The organism is Streptomyces daghestanicus (genome assembly GCF_020521275.1).
Lineage (GTDB): Bacteria > Actinomycetota > Actinomycetes > Streptomycetales > Streptomycetaceae > Streptomyces > Streptomyces griseoviridis.
On the sequence record NZ_BNDX01000018.1, the window covers coordinates 151,999 to 172,583 of the forward strand.

General features: G+C 78.4%; 2 protein-coding genes. Both read right to left on the reverse strand.

What is annotated here, in order from left to right; genetic code table 11:
* Positions 1 to 27 precede the first annotated feature (27 nt).
* Positions 28 to 6,975 carry a beta-ketoacyl synthase N-terminal-like domain-containing protein gene (locus Sdagh_RS33270; protein ID WP_190078088.1) on the reverse strand — a complete coding sequence of 2,316 codons (6,948 nt, stop codon included), beginning with the start codon at positions 6,973 to 6,975 and terminating at the stop codon, positions 28 to 30.
* 2 nt (positions 6,976 to 6,977) lie between these two features.
* Positions 6,978 to 20,546: a non-ribosomal peptide synthetase gene (locus Sdagh_RS33280; RefSeq protein WP_190078089.1), complete on the reverse strand. Its 13,569-nt coding sequence runs from the start codon at positions 20,544 to 20,546 to the stop codon at positions 6,978 to 6,980.
* Between the last annotated feature and the right edge of the window lie 39 nt (positions 20,547 to 20,585).

Sequence of the window (20,585 nt, forward strand, 5' to 3'; positions counted from 1 at the left end):
CGGACGGCTCCCTCTCGTCGTCGTGGGTCATCGGCTCGCCTCCAGCAGCGAGACGGCTTCCTCCAGGCCGATGCCGCCGCTCGCCAGCGCGTCGAGCACGGCGTCGGGCGACTCCGCCCCGGTGTCCGGCGCGGGCGGGGCCGAGGCGGCGAGGTGCCGGGCGAGCCGGTCGGCGGTGGTGTGCTCGTAGAGGTCCCGCACCTCAAGGGTGAGACCGAGCCGTTCGCGCAGGGCCACGGCCAGTTCCTCCGTCAGCAGCGAGTCGAGGCCCATCTCCTCGAAGGGGCGGTCGGCGCCGATCGCGGCGGGATCCTCGTAGAGCACCTCGCCGAGGATGTCCAGGAGTGTCCGCCTGATCCGGTCGACGCCGGGACCGGGGTCGGGCTCCTCGCGCGAGACCGAGACCGGAACCGGTTCCGGGGCGGGCGTGGACACCGGTGGCCGCCCGGCGGGTGGGGCGGGCGTCGGCACGGGTGGCCCGGTGGGCGGCGCGGGCGTCGGCACCGGTGGCCCGGTGGGCGGCGCGGGTGTCGGGACCGGTGGCCCGGTGGGCGGCGTCGGAGAGGCGGGCGGCGTGTCCGGGGCCGGTCGCGGGGCGCGTCCGAAGTCCCGCAGGTCGCCCCGCACCCAGGCCCCGGCGTCCGTGCCCTCCCGCGGGCCCGCCGCGTCGTCCGGCCGCTGGAGCTGGTTGTCGTACCAGCAGCGGATGCGTTCGAACGGGTAGTGCGGCAGCGTGACCCGGCGGCCCCGCCCCGCCGCGCCGCACAGCTCCGCCAGATCGGCCCGGCCACCGCCCAGCCACGCCTCGGCCGCCGGGTCCTGCTCCCCGGCACCGGCGGCACCGCCCCCCGACTCGATCCGGGCGAGCCCGGCCAGCAGCTCCTCCTCGTCGCGGTGGCGGACCGCGGCCCGCGTGCCCAGCTGCGCCCGGCCGACGGCCAGCGTGTACGTCACGTCGGCGCGGGCCGGCGCGGTGCCCTCGGCCCGCGCCCGCACCAGGTACCGGCGGAGCCGGCCGGCCAGTTCGGCGAGGGCGGCCGGGGTGCGGGCCGACAGGAACGCCACCAGCGGCCGGCCGTCGTCGGCCGGCGCGGGACCGCGCCGCGGACCCTCCTCGACGACGACATGGGCGTTGCTCCCGCCCGCGCCGAACGAGCTGATCCCCGCCCGCAGCGGCGCCGGGCCGCCCGCCCGCGCCGGTTCCCAGGCGGCGACCCGCCGCTGCACCGTGAACGGGGTCGCCGCGAAGTCGATCTCCGGGTTGGGCGGGTCCGCGTGCAGCGAGGGCACCAGCGTCCGGTGCCGGAACTGGAGCAGGACCTTGGCGAACGCGGCCATGCCCGCCGCCGACTCCAGGTGTCCGATGTTCGACTTCACCGATCCGATCGGACAGTGCGGGTCCCGGCCCCCCGGGTCCGCCCCGGCGACGCGGCCGTCCCGGCCGAACGCCGAGGCCAGGCCGCGTATCTCCAGCGGGTCACCGAGCGCGGTGCCCGTGCCGTGCGCCTCCACGTAGTCGAGGTCCCACGCGGTCAGGCCGGCGTCGGCGAGCGCCCGGCCCACCAGGTTGGCCTGGGCGCGCGGATTGGGCACGGTGTAGCCGTTGGTGCGGCCGCCGTGGTTCACGGCACTGCCGCGGATCACCGCGTGGATCTGGTCACCGTCCCGCAGGGCCGCCGCGAGCGGTTTGAGGACGACGGCCGCCACCCCCTCGCCGGGCACATAGCCGTCGCCGCCGGCACCGAAGCTGCGGCACCGGCCGTCGCTGGACAGGAACCGCCCCTGACTGAGCATCAGGTACTTGTTCGGGTGGACCGTCACGTTGACGGCCCCCGCCAGGGCGACCGCGCAGTCGCCCGCGCGCAGCGCCCGGCACGCCGTGTGCAGCGAGCTGAGCCCCGACGAACAGGCCGTGTCCAGGGCGATGCTCGGACCCTCGAAACCGAAGAAGTACGACACCCGGTTGGCGATGCACCAGAAGGCGCTGTTGGCGTGCACCGGATTGCCGCGCAACCGCTCCTCGCCCTCGTGCACCTGGTACTCGCTGTACATGGCGCCGACGTACACGCCGACGTCCCGGGGGCGGCGCGGGTCGTCGTCCGGCGCGAGGGCGGACGGGGTGTACCCGGCGTCCTCCATCGCCGCCCAGCAGCTCTCCAGGAAGAGCCGGGCCTGCGGGTCGACGGTGCCGGCCTCCCGCGCCGAGATGTTGAACAGGGGGGCGTCGAACCGGTCGATGCCGTCCAGGAAACCGCCCCACTTCGCGTACGACGTGTTCGGCCGGTCCCGCTCGGGACGGAAGAACCCTTCGAGCGGCCAGCGGTCCGCCGGTATCTCGGTGACGCAGTCACGGCCGTCCAGGAGGTTGCGCCAGAACTCCTCCAGGCCGTCGGCCTGCGGGAAGCGGCCCGCGATGCCGATGACGGCGACGGCTCCGTCGTCCCCCGCGGCCGGGTCGTGCTCCGTGCCGTCACCCCGTGCGGGGACCGGGACGGGGACCAGGATCTGGACCGGGGGGCCGGCGGGGACGTCGGCCGAGGGCGGTGCCTGCTCGTCCGGGCCGGGCGCGGCGGCGTGCTCCAGCCGGCTCTCCGGGACTTCGGCGCGCAGGTGGGCGACGATCTCCGCGGCGCTGCGGCATTCGAAGAGCAGCGTGCGCGGCAGCCGGCCGAACCGCTCGGAGAGCCGCTCCACGGCGCGGATACCGGTCAGGGAGTCGATCCCGAGGTCGTCGAAGAGCGTGTCCGCCGCCACCGCCCGCAGCGGATGGCCCGTCACCTCGGCCAGCACCCCACGGACGACGGCGAGCAGCGGGTCCTCCGGGGCGGTGCCGTCACCGGTGGCGCTCCGGACCGGCGGCGGTCCGGCGGCGGTGCCGTCTCCGCCGTCGACGCCGTCATGATCGGCGCCGGTGACGGCGCCGGTGTGGGCGTCCGGGCCGGGCAGGAGCGACGCGGGCGGGCCGGCCGGGTCGCCGTAGAACACCAGCGGGCACACCGGTCCGTCCGGGTCGGCGCGCAGCAGCGTCTCCAGGACGTCGAGGCCGGTCCGCGCCGGCAGCGGTACGGCTCCCGTCGGGGCGAGCAGCTCGGCCGGGTCGCCCGGCATCTCCATGCCTCCGTCGGCCCAGTACGGCCAGGCGACGGAGAGCGTGCGGCCGGTGCGGGTACCGGCCCGTACGGCGGCGGCCCGGTCCACGGCGATCCGGTCCATCGCCGCGTTGGCGAAGGCGTAGTCGGCCTGTCCCTCGCTGCCCAGCGCGGCGGAGACCGACGAGTACGCCACGAAGAAGTCCAGGTCGAACCCGGCCGTCGCGGCGTCGAGCGCGGCCGTGCCCCGCACCTTGGGCCCGGCCACGGCCACCGCCGCCGCAGGGTCCTTGGTCAGCAGGAAGCCGTCGCGCAGGACACCCGCGCAGTGGAACACACCGTGCGGCGGGCGGCCCTCGGCCGTCAGCCGGGCCGCGACCGCCGCGAGGGCGGCGGCGTCGGTGGTGTCCGCGACCAGGTGCTCCACCGATCCGCCGGTACGGGCGGCGAGCGCGCGCAGCCGCTCCCACGCGGGGTCGCCGGAGGTCCGGTCCCGGCGGCCGGTGAGGAGCACCTCGGCCCGGTACGAGGTGAGCAGGTGCTCGGCGAGCAGCGCCGCGAGCCGTCCGTGCCCGTTGATCCAGTACCGTCCCCGTTCGCGCAGTCCGGGGCCGCCGCCGGCGCGCGGGGCGGCGGGCCGGAGGACCGGGGTGCGGCGTCCGCCGCCGGCGTCGACGAGCACATGGCGGGTGCCGGGCGCGGGCGTGCCGGCCTCGGCGGCGAGGACGGCGGCCGTCCGGTCGTCCGGGAACCCGTCGGGCAGTCCCACCGCGCACAGGTCGAAGCGCGGGTTCTCCCGGGCGAGGGAGCGGCCGAGCGCGGCGAGGCCGGCGCCGAGGGCCCCGTGCCCCGGGTCACCGGCCGGGTAGGGGACGCGGATCACGGCCCCGGTACGGGCCAGGGGCCGCAGCAGTTCGCGGAGCAGGGCCACGGCGTCGCGCAGCCGTTCCACGGCGGTGTCCGGGCCGCCGCCGGCCGCGGCGCAGGCGCCCAGCCAGACGACGACCGGGCGGCCCGGGGAGGAAGCACCGCCGGCCACCGCCGCGATCCGGCGGCCGGCCTGCGCGGCGTCGCCCTCCGGCAGGCCGGTGGCGGGGCCGAGGTGCCGGGTCACCGCGTCCCGCAGCGAGGGACCGCCGCCGAGCACGACCAGTGGCCCCGGCGCCACCGGGGGGCCGGACCGCCGCGCGGGCGGCAGCGGTACGTCGGTCGGGGCCAGCACCCGTACGGCGGGACCGCCGGCCGGTGGCTCCCCGCCCGCCGGCACGGTGGGCCGCAGCGCGAGCCCCGTCAGCTCGGCGCGCGTCCCGCCGTCCGGGTCGTACAGGGTGAGGTCGAACTTGCGGACGCGTGCGCCGCCGCCCGCCAGCCGCCGCGGCCTGGCGTGCACGACCACCTCGGCCGGCAACGGCCCGTACACGTCGAGGCGTTCCACGGCGAACGGCAGGTAGCGCTCGCTCGCACCGCCGCCGTGCGCGAGGAAGCCCATCACGGTCTGCAGGGCGCCGTCCAGCAGGGCCGGCGGCAGCGCCGTCCCGGCCGTCCCGCCCGCCGCCTCCGACGAGACGCGCGCCACGACGTCCCGCTCGCCGTAGGAGAAGTCGGTGACGACCTGGTACAGCGGGCCGTAGTGCACCGAATGCCGGGCGAACAGCGCGTACAGGTCGGCCGGCGCCAGCGAGGACGGGCACCTCTCCCGGAGCGCGGCGAGGACGGCGGCCGGGGGCGGCGCGGGTGCCGCCGCCGGGTCCGTCGGTGCCGGCACGCGGGCGGTCACGTGGACGCGGCTCTCCGGCGTGCCGGCGCCGGCGGCCGGCGGCGCGGAGGTCACGGTGACGGTCAGCGCGGTCTCGTCGCCGCTCACCTCGGCCCGCAGCACCAGCGGCCCGCCGGCCTCGGCCGGCTGCCGGAAGGTGAGGTCCTCCAGCCGCCGCGGCGGCGCGCCGGCCGCCGCGGCGGACACGGCCCGGACGAACTCCATGAAGGCGGCGGCGGGCAGGACCGGCCGGCCGGCCACCACGTGGTCGGCCAGCAGCGGTTCGCCCGGGTCGAGATCCCGCTCGAAGGAGATCCCGCGCAGGGTGGAGGTGTTGCGGTCCACCATGCCGCGGGGGCCGTCCGCGCGGCGCCCGGCGGGACCGTCCCGGCCGTCCCGGGGCGCTCCCAGGGGCCAGCTGCGGCTGTGGTCGAAGGGGTAACCGGGCAGCCGCGCCCGCCGCGGCCGGCCGGCCCGCGGGCCGGTGACCGGTACGTCGTCGGTCTCGCCGGCCTCCCAGGCCCGCGCCGCGCGCTCCACGGCGGTGGCCGGCTCGTCCGCGGCACCGCCCGCCGCGCGCTCGCGCAGGACCCGTGCCGCATCCGCCGGGTCCCGGGCCACCACGGCCAGCCGGCAGGGCAGCCGGCTGCGGCCCTCGCGGAGCGTGCGGGCCACCGCGTCGAGGGAGTCGGTGTGGTCCGGGCTCTCCAGGTGCCCGGCGAGCCGCTCCGCGGACGCCCGCAGCGCCTGCGGGGTCCGTGCCGACAGGACCAGGGGCACCGGCCCGGCGGCGGGTTCCGGGTCCCGCGCCGGAACCGGGGGTGCCTGTTCGAGGACGACGTGCGCGTTGGTGCCGCCGATGCCGAAGGAGCTGACGGCCGCCCGCCGGGGCCCCCGCGGCACCGGCCAGGGCTGGGGCGTCCGCGGCACGAAGAAGCGGCTCGTGGCCAGGCCGAGCAGGGGGTTGGGGGTCTCGTAGCCGTGCTGGGGCGGCACGATGCCCTGTTCGAGGGCGAGGACGCACTTGAGGAGTCCGGCGAGGCCGGCGGCCGTGTTCAGGTGCCCCACCACCGACTTGGCGGACCCCAGGGCGCAGGGGGCCGGATCCGGGCCGTCGCCGTACGCCTCGCGGAGGGCGGAGAACTCCACCGGGTCACCGAGGGGGGTGCCCGTGCCGTGGGCCTCCACGAGGCCCACCGTGCCGGGTGCCACCGCTCCGACGGCGAGGGCCTCGCTGAGGGCGGCGGCCTGCCCCCTGGGGGAGGGCGCCTGGTAGTCCTGGCGGTCCGCGCCGTCGTTGTTGACGGCGGTGCCACGGACGACGGCCCGCACCGGATCGCCGTCCCGCAGCGCGTCGGCGAGCCGGCGCAGCACCACCGCACCGCCGCCGTTGCCGAAGACCGTGCCGTCGGCCCGTGCGTCGAAGGGGCGGCAGACACCGCTGGGGGACAGGATCATGCCGGGGGAGGACGGGTAGCCCGCCTGCGGGAGGTGCAGCGACACCGCGCCCACCAGGGCCGTGTCGCACTCCTCGCCCAGCAGGCTCTCCACGGCCAGGTGGACACCGACCAGCGAACTGGAGCACGCCGTCTGCACGGTGAGCGCCGGCCCGGTCAGGCCCAGGCGGTGGGCGATCCGGGTCGCGGTGAAGTCACGGTCGGCCGAGGAGAAGCGGGCCATGCCCGCCGCGTCGAGGTCCGTGATGCCCACCGGCGGCAGCGTCGGCCGGGCGGAGGAGGTGAACACCCCGGTGGTGCCCGGGGTGTCGCCGGGAGCCAGCCCGGCGTCCTCCAGGGCGGACCACGCCAGTTCGAGGAGGAGCCGCTGCTGCGGATCGAGCCATTCGGCCTGCCGCGGGTTGAAACCGAACAGCTCCGCGTCGAAGCGGTCCGCGTCGGACAGGGCGCAGCCCGCGGGGACGAACCCGGGGCGCTCCAGGTGCTCGGGTTCATGGCCGAGGGCGAGCAGTTCCTCGCGCCCGTGGCTCCGCACCGCCGTCTCCCCCCGGACCAACAGGTCCCAGTAGGCGGCGGGCGAGGACAGCGGACCGAAGCGGCACGACGCCCCCACGACCGCGACCGCGGTGGGGTCGTCCACGGCCGGTGACGTCTCCTGCTGAACGAAGGACATGGTCATCCTGCTTCCGTGACTGCGCTGCGAAAGGACCGCCTGCGGGCCCGGCGGAGTGCCTGCGGGGACGGCTGCTGAGCGGTGGACGGACGGACGGGGGTTTCCCGCGCCCCGGCCGTGTCCCCGTCCGCGCCCGGAAGCGCGCCGGGACCTGCGCCGGGGGCGGCCCCCTCCGGGACCGGCGCCGGTGCGGTGCCCGGTCCCGGCGGTGCGGTGCCCGGTCGCGGCGGTGCGGTGCCCGGTCGCGGGACGGCGGTGTGCGCCGGGGCCAGGCGTTCCGCCAGGAGGGCTGCCTGGGCGGCCGGCGTGGGGTGGGAGAACAGGTCGCCCATCTCCAGGCGGGCGGCCGGGAACCGGGCCGAGAGCCGGGCGAAGAGGGTGCCCAGGAGGACCGAGTTGCCCCCCGCCGCGAAGAACGTCAGGTCCGGGTCCACCTCGGTCACGCCGAGCAGCCGCCGCCACTCCCGCGCGATCTGCCCTCCGGTGTCCTCCGGGCCGTCCCCGGCACCGGCGGCAGACGCGTCCCCGGTGCCGTGCGCGGACGCGTGCCCGGCACCGGTGGACGGCGTCTTCCCCGGGTTCTCCCCGGAGCCGTCCCCGGCCGGGGACGGCGCGCGGCCGGCCGGTCCGGAGGCCAGTTCGGAGGCCAGTTCTGAGGCCAGGGCGGCCCGGTCCGTCTTGCCGTTGGGCGTACGGGGCAGTGCCGCCCGCACCACGTACTCCTGGGGCCGCATCCACTCGGGCAGGCGGCGCGCCACGAACCCGGCCAGGTCCGCCGGGTCCGGGTCCGCACCGCCAGCCCGGGGCACCACGACCGCCACCAGGCGCGCGGCGGCGCCGCTGCCCCGGACCAGGACCACGGCACGTCCGGTCCCCGGGTGCTCGCCGAGGACCGTCTCGACCTCGCCCAGTTCCAGGCGGTGGCCGCGGATCTTCACCTGGGTGTCCGCGCGGCCCACGAAGCACAGGACGCCGTCGGACGAACGCCTGACGAGGTCGCCGGTACGGAACCACCGTCCGCCGAGCCCCGGAGACAGCGGGTGCCCGGTGAACCGTCGCGCGGTCTGCTCCGGTCGTCCCCAGTACCCGAGGGCGACCGCGGGACCGCCGATCCACAGCTCACCGGTCTCGCCGTCCGCCGCGACCGCCGTCCGGCCGTCCGGCCCCGGCACGGTGACGACGAGGGCGGTGGCGCCCACCGGCTCGCCGAGGACCACCGGCCCCTCGGCGGACAGCCGGGCCGCGGTGGACCAGATGGTGGCCTCGGTCGGCCCGTACACGTTCCACAGCGAGCCCACCCGGGCGGCCAGTTCGCGGGCGAGCGGCGGCGGCAGCGGTTCGCCGCCGCACAGGGCGGTGAGCCCCGGCCGTCCCGGCCAGCCGCTGTCCAGGAGCAGTTGCCAGCCACTGGGTGTGGCCTGCAGCACCGTGATCTCCTCGGCCGCCAGCACCCGGTCCAGCCGGGAGGCGTCCCGCACGGTGTCCCGGTCGGCCACCACGACCCGGCCGCCGCCGCAGGCCAGGGGGAGGAAGAGTTCCAGCACCGAGATGTCGAAGCTCGCCGTGGTGACCGCCAGCAGCCGGTCCCGCGCCCCCCAGCCCAGCAGCGTCCGGAACGCGTCCAGCGTGTGCAGGACACTGCGGTGGCTGACGGCCACTCCCTTGGGCCGCCCGGTGCTGCCGGAGGTGAACATGAGGTACGCGGGGGCGCCGGGGTCGGCGGGACCGTCGCCGCCCGGACCCGCACCGGCGTCCGCCGGCTCGTCGGAGGACTCCTCGTCGGTGAGCTCGTCGAGCAGCACGGTGCGCGTCCCGGTGTCCGCCAGGTGCCCGGCTTCGGACCGCTCGGTCACCGCGACCGAACACCCCGCGTCCGCCAGCACGGTCCGGATGCGCTCGGCCGGATAGGACGCGTCGAGCGGGACGTACGGGCACCCGGCCCGCAGGACCCCCAGCAGCGCCACCGGCAGCCGGGCGCTGCGGCCCACGAGGACGGCGACCGGCTCGCCCGGCCGTGCCCCGGCCGCGCGCACCGCCCGGGCCAGCGCCGCGGTACGCCGGTCCGCCTCGGCGTAGGTCAGGGTGCCGCCCGACGTGTCGCGTACCGCCACCGCGTCCGGACATCGCCGTACCAGGGCGCGGAAGCGTCCCGGCACCGTCAGCGCGCCGGGCCGCAGCAGATCGCCGGCCGGAGCGTCGAGGTCGTCGGCGAGCGCCGCGGCCAGCACGAACCAGGTGTCCACGAACGCGTCGAGCTCCGCGGAGGTCAGCGCCGTGCGGCGGTGGTTGGCGAGGATCTCCACGCCGTCGGCCGTGTCGGTCAGCTCCAGTCCCAGGTCCCAGTGGCCGCCCTGACCCCGGATGAAGACCCGCTCCGCCAGCGGGCCGGGGCCGGCGCCGGGCGGGCGCGGCCAGTTCTGGTAGGCGAAGGTCAGGGTGGGCACCGCCGGATCGCCGCCGGCCTCCCGGCACAGCCCGGCGGCGGCCGGGTAGGGCAGGTCGGCCAGCGCCAGCGCCGAACGGACCTCGTCGTGCAGCTCCGTGAGCCAGTGGCGCAGCGAACCCCCGGGGTCGGGCCGGAGACGGACGGCCACGGAGTTCACGAAGTGCCCGACGGTCCGGTCGTACTCGGGACCCGGCCGTCCGTAGGTGGGCACCGCGACGAGGAAGGAGGCCCGGCCGGTCACGGTGGCGACGGTGAGGGCGTAGGCGGCGAGCTGGACGGTGAAGTCGCTCACCCCGGCCCCGGCGGCGGCGGCGCGCAGGCGGTCGCGCAGCGCGCCGGGCATACGGTACTCACGGTGTCCGGCCGCCCAGGGGTCCGCGGCGGGCGTACCGCCGGGGAAGCGCGGGGCGGGAGGCACCGTACTCAGCCGTTCGCGCCAGGCCCGCGCCGCCTCCGCGCGGTGCGCGGTGTCCCTCTCCTCCAGGGAGAGGAACCGGCCGAACGAGTCGGCGTCCGCGGGCGGCTCCGGTACGGCGCCGGACGCCGCCGGACGCTCCAGCAGCGCGCCCAGGTCCTGCGTGAGCAGCTCCACCGACCGGCCGTCCGCGACCAGGTGGTGCACCGTCAGCTGGAGCACGTCGCGCCCCGAGCCGTCGTCCCACAGCACGGCGCGCACGGCGGGCCCGGTCTCCAGCGGCAGCCGCCGGGCCGCCTCGTCGCGCAGCGCGTCGAAGAGGTCCTCCGGGGGGACGCCGCGGAGGTTCCACACCCCGGCGGGCACCGGCCGGCGCCCCGGTCCGCCGGTGCCCGCCGGCAGCAGCCGGAGGGACCCGTCCTCGGGGCCGATCCGCCGGGTCAGGGCCGGATGGCGGGTGAGCAGTGCGGCCACGGCCGCCGCGGCGTCGTCCCGGTCCTGGCCCGCCGGAAGGCGCCAGGCCACCGACAGGTTGTACGGGGCGTGGGGCTGTGCCGCGTACTCCGCGGTCCACAGCGGCATCTGGCGCTCCGTCACCGGCCAGTGGTCCGGGGCACCGCGGTCCGGCGCCGTACGGTCCGCCGTGCCGAGGTCCGCCCTCTCGTGGTCCGCCGTCCCCGGCCGGGTGGGCGGTCGCGCGGGGGCGGCGGCCCGTGCCAGGGCGTCGCCGTGGGAGGCCAGCAGACCCTCGGCGAGTTCGGCGATGCTGTCGTGGTCGTACAGCGTGCTGCGCGGCAGCCGGCCGAGGGAGTTCTCCAGGGTCCGGCCGAGCCGGGTCAGGGCGATGGAGTCCACGCCGAGCGCGGTCAGTCCGGCGTCCGGCGCGAGATCGTCCACGGGCAGGCCGGTCACCGCGTGGACCTGCTCGGTCAGCCACCGGATCGCGGCGGCGCGCGGGTCCTCGGCGCCCCGGGGCGCGGCACCGGCCGGGGCGGTTCCCGGTGGGTCGGTGCGGGCCGGGGCGACCTCGGCCGTGGGCGCGACCGGCGGTTCGGTGCGGGCCGGGGCGGTGTCCCGTGGCCCGGCGGCACGGCGCGGAGCGGGGACGGGGTCCGGGGCGGGGGCGGTGGTGCGGGCGCCGGTCGCCCGGGCCCAGCGGGCGAGGTCACCGTGGGCGAGGACGGCGTGCGCCGCCGTCGCGCCGGGCGCGAGCAGCCGCCACAGCTCCTCGGCGGCCTCCGTGACGGGCAGGGGCTCCAGCCCGTAGGCGTCGCGCAGGAAGTCGAGCGTCGCGGCGGGCGGGCGCATCCCGCCGCCGGTCAGCGCCGGCCAGCCCACGGCCAGGGTGCGCCCCGCCCTGGTCCCGGCCGCCACCCGCAGGGCCCTGGCCTCGGCGAAGCCGTCGAGGAAGCCGTTGGCGAAGGCGTAGTCCGACTGCCCCTGGTTGCCGACGTGGACGGCCACCGACGACGCCAGGACGAAGAAGTCCAGCGGGTGCCGGACCAGCGCGGCGTCCAGCGCCGTGGCGCCCAGCAGTTTCACCCGGCATACCTCGTCCACCGCCTCGGCCGTCTTGGTGCGCAGGAACCCGTCACGCAGCACCCCCGCCAGACACACGACGCCGTTGAGCCGCAGGCCACGGGAGTCCAGTTCGGCGGCGAGAGCGGACACCGCGCCGGGATCGGTGACGTCGCACGGCACGGGCACGATCCGGTCGTCCGGCCCCGTGCCGGGCGCGCCGGCCGGCGGCGTGACCGGGGTGCGCCGCCCGGTGACCACCACGCGGGCCCGCGGCGCACGGCGGAGGATCGACGCGGTGACGGCCCGGCCGAGGCCGCCCGTACCGCCCACGACGAGATAGCAGCCGTCGGGCCGCAGCTCCAACGGGTCCCGCGCCCGCGGTGATCGCTCCAGCGCGGCGGCCAGGCGGGCGCCGCCGGACGTCAGGCGCACCCACGGGGGAGGCGCGGACCGGGCGAGTTCGGCGCGTACCGAGGCCGCCGCGTCCCCGGGCGATTGCGCGCACCACGGACGGTCCACCGAGACCAGCCCGATGCCGAAGCGGCCCGTCTCGCCCGCGGCCGTGCGCACCAGACCGTGCAGCGCGTGCCGCGCCGCCGGCGCCGCCCCGGGTCCGGCACACGTCACCAGGCGAACCTGCGCGCCCGGCGGCCGGCGGCCGGCGACGAGCGCGCGCAGCGCCGCGAAGACGGGCAGGGCCACCCCGGCGGCGAACCGCTCGTACGCGTCGCGGGCGTCCTGCGGACTGTCCCACAGCCCGTCGCCGTCGGGCGCGAGTTCCTCCTCGTCCAGGAGCAGGACGACGTCCGCGTCGTCGTCCAGCCGGGCGAGGGCCGCGTCGAGGGCGGCGCGGGCGGCCCCGGGGTCGGCGGGAGGAAAGGCGTCCCAGGGCAGGGCCGCGCCGGCCAGGGCCGTCAGGGCATTGCCGAGGGGACCCCGGCCGCCGATGACCAGCAGCCCCCGGCCGGACGCCGCGGGCGGCTCGGCCACCGGGGACCACCCCAGGGCGTACGCGGCGGTGCGGTCGTCGTCCCCGGACCGGCCGGGCGGGCCCCCCGGGCCGTCCGGCGCGGGGACGCGGACGGGGCGCGGGGCGGCGGCCGGGGGCCGGTCCAGCGGGTCCGCCCGCAGCAGGAACCCCTCGACGTCCGCGACCGGGGCACCGGTGGGGTCGACCAGCCGCAGATCCAGGACGTGCGTGCCGCGCGGGCCGCCGGCGCGCGCCGGACGCACATGGACGTACACCGGTCCGACGGCGGGGCGGTGGACCCTGAACCGGTCGACGGACAGGGGCCGCAGCCGTTCCGCCGGCGGCTGCCCGTCCGGAGCCATCACCGCGTAGCCGGCCGCCTGGAACGCGCCGTCCAGCACGGCCGGGTGCAGCACCGGCCGCCCGGCGGGCCCGGCCGGGCCGTCGGCGTCGATCCGGGCCAGGACCTCGGCACCGCGGCGGATCACGTCGGTGACGCGGCGGTAGCCGGGACCGTAGGCGAAACCATGGGCGGCCAGGACCCGGTAGAAGGCGTCGGCGGAACCGGCGCCGGCGCCGGCCAGCGCGGCGTCCAGCCGCTCCGGGAGGTAGGCGAGCAGACCGGCGAACGGACCGGTGTCCGTGCCGTCCGGCGGTCCCTGGGCGACGGAGCCGCGCACCACGGCGGTGTCCGCGCAGCGGACGACGAAGGGGAGCCGGCCCCCGGGCGCGGGCCCGCCGGCCTCCGGCCCGTCCCCGAACACCACGTCGGCGTCCCCGTCGGCGCCCCGCCAGGGGCTGACGAAGGTGACGTCCTCGACGGCGACGGCGTACGGATCGGTCCCCCGGGCCAGCAGCGACTCGCACACGGACTCCAGGGCCAGCGCGGCGGGCACCAGCGGGGCGCCGTCGACCACGTGATCCGTCACCCACGGGTGTCCGTCGGGCAGTCCGACCCGCACCGTGTCACCGGCCGGCGCGGCGGCCACCACGGGCAGCAGCCGGCCGGTCCGCAACGGCAGCGCGGCGGTCTCCAACGCCCCGGCCGGGGGCCCCGCCACCCGGTGCCGCCGCCCCGCGAACGGGGTGGTGGGCAGGGCGACCTTCCGGTACGGGGCGGGCTCCTCGGCGTGCCAGGCGCTCGCCCCCGACGTCACCCAGGCACGGGCCAGGCGCGCCGCCGCCGGGCCCGCCCCGCCCGGTTCACCCGCGTCCCCGGACCCGTCCGCGCCCGGCGCCGGCGACGGGGCGTCACCGTCCGCGACGACCAGGGCGGGATGGCGTTCCCCGGCCGCCAGCGCCCGCAGCGCGGCGCGGGCCGTGCCGATGTCGTCGGGTCCCGCGCAGAGCACCGCGGCCCGGCACGGCCACTCGTCACGCCCCTCGCGCAGGGTGCCGGCCACGTCGGCCAGGGACACCGGGCCCGTCAGCGTCTCGCCGGTGGCGTCGAGCAGGGCGGCCAGGCGGTCCGCGACGCGGGCGAGCCGCCCGGGGTCGGGGGCGCCCAGCGGGACGACGAGCGGCCCCGGGGCCGGGGCGGGCGCGGGCCGGTGACCGGTGAACTCCTCGACCACCACGTGCGCGTTGGACCCGCCCGCGCCGAAGGAGCTGACGGCCGCGCGCCGTACGTCCGGGACGCCCTCGCCGGCGCTCCACCGCTCCGCGTCGTGCTGCACCCGCAGCGGGCCGCCGGCCAGTTCGAGACGGGGGTTCTCCGGACGGGCGTGCAGGCTCGGTACCAGCCGCCGGTGCCGCAGTTGCAGGATGGCCTTGGTCAGCCCGGCCACGCCGGCCACCGCCTCGCCGTGCCCGATGTTCGACTTCACCGAGCCGATCCGCACGGAACCGGGCCGCACCGCGGGATCGGTCCCGAACGCCCGCGCCAGGGCGCGCACTTCGATCGGGTCGCCCAGTTCCGTGCCGGTGCCGTGCGCCTCGACGTAGCCGATGTCGTGCGGGAGCAGCCCCGCGCGGTCGAGCGCCAGGCCGATCAGGTCGGCCTGCGCGACCGGGCTCGGCACGGTGTAACCGCCGCCCTGGCCGCCGTGGTTGACCGCGCTGCCGGTGATGACCGCGTACACGGTGTCCCCGTCCGCGAGCGCCCGCTCCAGCGGCTTGAGGAGCACGGCCCCGGCGCCCTCACCGGGCACGAAGCCGTCACCCCCGGCGCCGAACGCCCGGTTCAGCGGCCCGCGCGAGGTCATCCCGACCGAGGCGAGCGCGGCGAACCGGTCCGGGTGGGTGAACAGGTGCACGCCCCCGGCGAGGGCCAGGTCGGCGTCCCCGGCGGCCAGCGCCTGGCAGGCCAGGTGGACGGCGGTCAGGGAGGAGGAGCACATGGTGTCCACGGCCAGGCTCGGCCCGCTGAGGTCGAAGGCGTAGGAGACGCGGTTGGCGACGGAGGAGTAGGCGGTGATGCCGTACTCGGCGTTGTCCGCGCCCGCCAGGCGGGCGTCGCGCTGCGCCAGCAGACCGCTGTGCGAGGTGACGCCCACGTACACGCCCACGCGGTCCGCCGACACCCGCTGGGAGAGCCGGGACCGGGAGTACCCGGCCGACTCGAACGCCTCCCACGCCGTCTCCAGGAACTGCCGCTCCTGGGGGTCGAGCACGGCGGCGTCGCGGGGCGGGATGCGGAACAGTTCCGCGTCGAACCGGTCCCAGTCGTCGAGGAAGCAGCCCCATCGGGTCGTGTTCGGGTCCAGGACGTGGGCCGTCCGCCAGTCCCACCGGTCGGCGGGGACCTCGCGGACGGCCGTACGCCCCTCGGACAGCAGCCGCCACAGACCGTCCACGTCGGACGCGCCGGGGTAGCGGCCCGCGAGGCCGACGACCGCCACGGGCGGCTGCGCCGCCGCACCGCGGGGAGCGGCCGGGACCGGGCGCGGGCGGGGCGGCGGGGCGGCGGGCGGTTCGGCGCGGGGCGCGCTCCGCACGGCCGGGCGCTCGTCCGCGCCGTCCGCGCCGCCCGCGCCGCCCGCGCCGCCCGCGCCGCCCGCGCCGCCCGCGCCGTCCGCTCCGGGGGCGGACGCGAGACGGCCGGCCAGCGCGCCGATCGTGCCGTACTCGTGGAGGGTGGTGCCGGGCAGGGGCCCGAAGACGCCGCTGAGGGCCGTCGTCAGCTCCACGTGCAGCAGCGAGTCCACCCCCAGTTCCCGCCACGGCAGGTCGGCGGGCAGGGGCCGGTTGCCGGGCAGCACGTCCCGCACCACGGAACGGATGCGTTCCTCCAGCGTGGCCCGTGCCGTCCGCCCGTCCCGTCCGGTCGCCGTCTCGGCCTGCTCCGGCACGTGCGCTCCCTCCCCTTCGCCCCGCGCGCGGGGGTCCGCGCGGTCGTCGTGGTCGTCGGTGGCCGCCGGCGGCGTGCGGCGCGCGGCGGCACCGGCGGTGACGGCGCCCACCGCGTCGGGCCGGAAGGCGTCCAGTGCCCGGGGCCGCCCGCCGAGCACGAGCGCGTACGGGTGCGGCGAGCGCACGCACCGCTCCAGTGCCGCGCAGGCGTCGGCGGCGTCGAAGGTCTCCAGCCCGGGGTGGGCCGCCCGCACCGGCCCGGTGTAGCGCCGCGCGAGCCCGGTGTCCCGCCACAGGCCCCACGCCACCGCCCGGGTGGGTGTCTCCGGCCCGTCCAGGGCGGCGGCGACCCGGTCGAGGCAGGCGTTGGCGGCGGCGTACACGAGTCCGCCCTGGCTGCCGAAGGTGCCGAGGAACGACGAGAACAGCACCAGGGCCGTCCCCGGGTGACGGGCCCGCGCCCGGTGCAGCGGCCCGATGGCGGCGAGCTTCGCGTCGCGCAGCGGGTCCAGTGCCTCGTCGGTGAGCTGGGACAGCAGCGCGTCGTGCGCCGCCCCGGCCGCGTGCAGGACGGCGTCGGGCGGCCCGTACCGCTCCGCGCAGCGCGCGAACGCCGTGGCCACGTCGGCCTCGTCCCGGACGTCGCCCCGCACGTAGTGGGCGTCCCCGCCGGAGTCCCGGACGTCCCGGAGCAGCGAGCGCACGGTGGCGTCGGGCGCGGAGCGGCCCACCAGGACCAGCCGGGCGGCCCGCCGGGCGGCGAGGTCACGGGCGACCGCGCCGCCCGCGCCGCCCGCGCCGCCGAACACGATCAGCACGGGTGACCGGTCCGGCCACAGGGCGTCCCCGGCCGTGGCGGACGGGGTGTCGGGGGCCGGGACGAGGCACTCCACGCGCCGTTCCCCGTCGGTGGCGCCGAGCGACACGAGCGGCGCCCGGACACCGCACGGCTCGGCCAGGACCGCCGCGAGCGGGGGCGCTCCGGCGGCCCCCGGACCGGTCAGGTCGACGGCGGCCACCGACAGCAGCGGGGACTCCAGCGGCAGCGAACGCACCGCGCCGAGCAGCGCTCCCTGCAACGCGGCGCCCTCGGCGGCCCGGCCGCCGGGCGCGGCCAGGCCGGTGGTGACGAGCGTCAGCGCCGCGGCCGACCCGCGCGCGTCCAGCGCCGCGGCCGTCCGCACCACGGTGCGCAGCCAGCGGTGCAGCCGGGCGCTGCCCGAGGCGTCGAGGTCCCAGCGGGCCCCGCCCACGACGAACAGCACCCGCACCGGGACCGGCCCGTCCGGCAGCTCCGGAGGCTCCTCGTCGTACCCGACCAGCCGGGGGGCGGGCAGCGCACGGTCCGCCCAGGAACGGGCGAGATCCCCGGTCCCGTGGTCGTGGAACAGCAGCGTGACGGCGGCCCCGGACCGTTCCGTGTCCGGCCGCGCCCCGACCGCCGGGGCGTGCACCCAGCGCGGCACGTGGACCGAAGGGGCGGCGGCGCGGGACGCGGAGGCGGCCGGTGCGTCGTCCCGTTCCCAGGGCGGTGCGAACCGGCGGCGGTCGAAGGGATGCCCCGGCAGCGGTACGCGCCGCGGCGGACGGCCCGGACCCGGCCAGTGCGCCGCCCAGTCGACGTCCTGCCCCGCCGGCCACCGTGCGGCGGGGCCGTCCGGGTCGCCGGCGCCGTCGAGCGCGGGGTGGGGCGTCCCGGCCGCGACCGCCCGCAGCGCGGCGCGCAGCTCGCCGGGGCAGCGCGCCGTCACCGCCGTCCGCACCGGCAGCGCCGCACGGCCCGTCTGGAGGGTCCAGGCCCAGGCCCCGAGGTCGACCGGCCGGCCCCCGGCGGTGGCCCGGTCGAGGTGGTCCAGCAGGGTCCGGGCCAGGACCGGCAGGGCCCGCGGCGTGGCCACCGACAGCGGCAGGACGTACGGCACGTCCTCCGCGACCGGCGCTCCCGGCTCCGCTCCGTACGTCTTCCGGTACTCCTCTCCGCACTCCTCCAGCACGACGTGGGCGTTGGACCCGCCGATGCCGAACGAGCTGACGGCGGCCCGCCGCGGTGTCCCTCCCGAGGGCCACGGCACGGTCCGCCCGGCGACGGTGAGCGCGCTGTCCGAGAGGTCGACGGCGGGGTTGAGCCGGGTGAAGTGCGGGGTGCCCGGGATCGTCCCGTGCCGCATGGCCAGCAGGACCTTCACCACCCCGGCGAGCCCGGCGGCGGCCTCCAGGTGCCCGATGTTGGCCTTCACCGAGCCCACCGGCAGCGTCCCGCCGGGCCCGGCCGCGGTACCGGTGCCGACGGCCGCGCGCAGCGCCTCCAGCTCGATCGGGTCGCCGAGCGGGGTGCCGGTGCCGTGCGCCTCCACGTACCCGAGGTCCCGGCCGCTCAGCCCGGCCCGGTCCAGCGCGTCCCGGATCAGCCGGGTCTGCGCCCGGGGATTGGGGGCGGTGGGGCCGCTGGCCCGGCCGCCGTGGTTGGCGCCGGCCCCCCGCACGACGGCGCGCAGCGGGTCCCCGTCCGCCAGCGCCCGGTGCCGGGACCTGAGCACCAGCCAGGCCGCGCCCTCACCCCGTACGTAGCCGTCGGCGCCCGCGTCGAAGGCGCGGCTCAGGCCCTGCGGGGACAACATGCCGGCCTGCTGGAACGCGGCCTGGTTGAAGCCGTTGCCGAGCAGGTTCACCCCGCCGACCAGAGCGGTGTCGCACTCGCCGCGCTCGATCGCGCTCACCGCCAGCACCAGCGCGGTGAGCGACGCGGAGCAGGCGGTGTCCACCGTGATGCTGGGACCCGTCAGGTCGTAGTGGTACGAGATCCGGTTGGCCAGGAAGGTGGGGAGCGTGCCGAGCGTGGCGTATCCGTCGGCGGCGCCCGCGGCGACCGTGCGCTCCCGGAAGTCGTAGCTGGACGCGCCCACGAAGACGCCGGTGCGGGTGCCGGCCAGCCGGGCGGGCGGCAGGCCGGCGTCCTCCAGGGCGTGCCGGCTCAGTTCGAGCAGGACCCGCTGCTGCGGGTCCATCGACCGTGCCTGGCGCGGCGCTATGCCGAAGAACTCGGAGTCGAACGCGTCCGGTTCGGCGAGCAGCCCGGCGCGGTGCGTGCCGCGCGCGGCGTCCCCGCCCGGGACGGGGCCCAGACGCCCGGCCGGCACCTCGGTGACGGTGCACTCCTCCCGTACGAGGAGGTCCCAGAAGGCGTCGGGTCCCTCCGCGCCGGGGAAGCGGCACGCCAGGCCGACGACGACGGCCGCCCGGTCGTCCTCGGCGGGGCGCGGCGTCGTGAGGCCGCTGGCGGCGGCGGGGGAGCGGGCCGGCTCGCCGACGGCCGACGCCAGCGAACGCAGGGTCGGGTGGTGCCAGACGGCGGTCTCCGGGAGGCGGCAGCCGAAGGTCTCGTTGGCGAGCGCGACCAGGTGCACGGCGCCTTGGGAGGTCAGGCCGTGCTCGCCGAGCGGGGCGTCCGGCGCCGGGGCGTGCCCCATCACCTGTCCGGCCAGGGCGGTCAGGCGTGCGAGGACCCCGTCGTCCGGGCCCGCGGACCCGGCCGGCCCGGACGACGGGGGAGCGGGGGTGGCGGGCAGGGGCTCCGGCCGTTCCGCGCCCGTCTCCCCGACCCGGTGCCGTACGGCGTCCAGGAAGCGTGCCGCCTCCCTGCCGTTGAGGACGCCGTGGTCGTAGGCCAGGGTCAGCAGGCGCCGGCCGTCCGCCCCGGACGGCGCGCCGAGCAGCAGGGTGCCGACGGCCGGGGGCACCACGACGGGCGTGGCGTGCAGGGCGCCGTCGTCGTCGAGCGCCGACACCAGCAGCGTGGCGGTGCCGTCCACCGTGGACCGCCCGGCCCGCGCCGCGTCGATGCCCTCCACCCATCGCCGGGCGAAGGCGGCGAAGTCGTCGTCATCGGCGCGCGGCAGGCCCGCCACCAGCAGGTCGGCGTCGTCCGTGGCGACCGCCAGCCCGAGCGTCACGTCGTGGAAGACCCGCAGCGTGTCGCGGCCCACGCGGCGGGCCCGCAGCCGGGGGTGGGTCCGCGCGGTGAGCGCCGCCAGGCGGGCCAGCGCCTGGAAGTCGCTGACGAACCCGACGTCCGTCCCGGCGCGCAACCGCGCCGCAGCCCGCCGCAGGGCCGCCGCGTCCAGGGCCACCGTGACGGTTCCGGCCGTCACTTCGGCACGCGACCGGTCCAGCGCCCGGTTCAGCCGGACCTGCGGGGCCGACAGGGGCACGTCGTCGTAACCGGGGCCGTCCGCGGGCGCGGTCGTCCCCTCATGGCCGGGACCGGCCGCGGGCGCGGTCGTCCCCTCATGGCCGGGACCGGCCGCGGGCGCGGCCGTCGCCGCCAGGTGGCGGTCGATGTCGGCGGGGGTGAGCATCGAGCCCCGGCGCGGTATCCGGGACAGCTCCCGCGGGCCGAGGCCGCGCAGCCGGGCGTGCTTGCGTGCCAGCGGCGACATGCGCAGGTCCGCGGGCGGGGCCCCGGCGTCCGGCGTGTCCGGCTCGGCCGGCGTGTCCCGCTCGCCCGGTACGGCGTCCGTGGGGGCGTCAGGAGCGGGGCCGTCCGGAAGGGGGCTGCCCGGTTCGGGACCGTCCGGGGCGGGCTCGGCCGTGGCGTCCCGCTCGGGACCGGGCTCCGGCACCCGGGGAGCCGGGCCGTCGGCCTGGACCAGAGCCATCGGCGTACCGGTGGCGACCACGTCGCCCTCCGCGACCAGCCACCGCGTCAACCGCCCGCTGAACGGGGCGTCGACGTCCACGGTGACCTTGTCCGTCTCGCACTCGTACAGCGGCTCGCCCTCGGTGACGCGCTCGCCGGCCGCCCGGTAACACCTCAGCAGCCGTGCCTCGGCGACGTCCTCCGACAACCGTGGAAGACGCACGGCCGAGGCGGCGCCCGTACAGTCGCCGGCCGGGTCCTCCCGGTTGCCGTCCGTCGTGCCCGCTCCCATAAGGCCTCCTCGCCGGGTACCGCCGCTGCCCGGTCCACT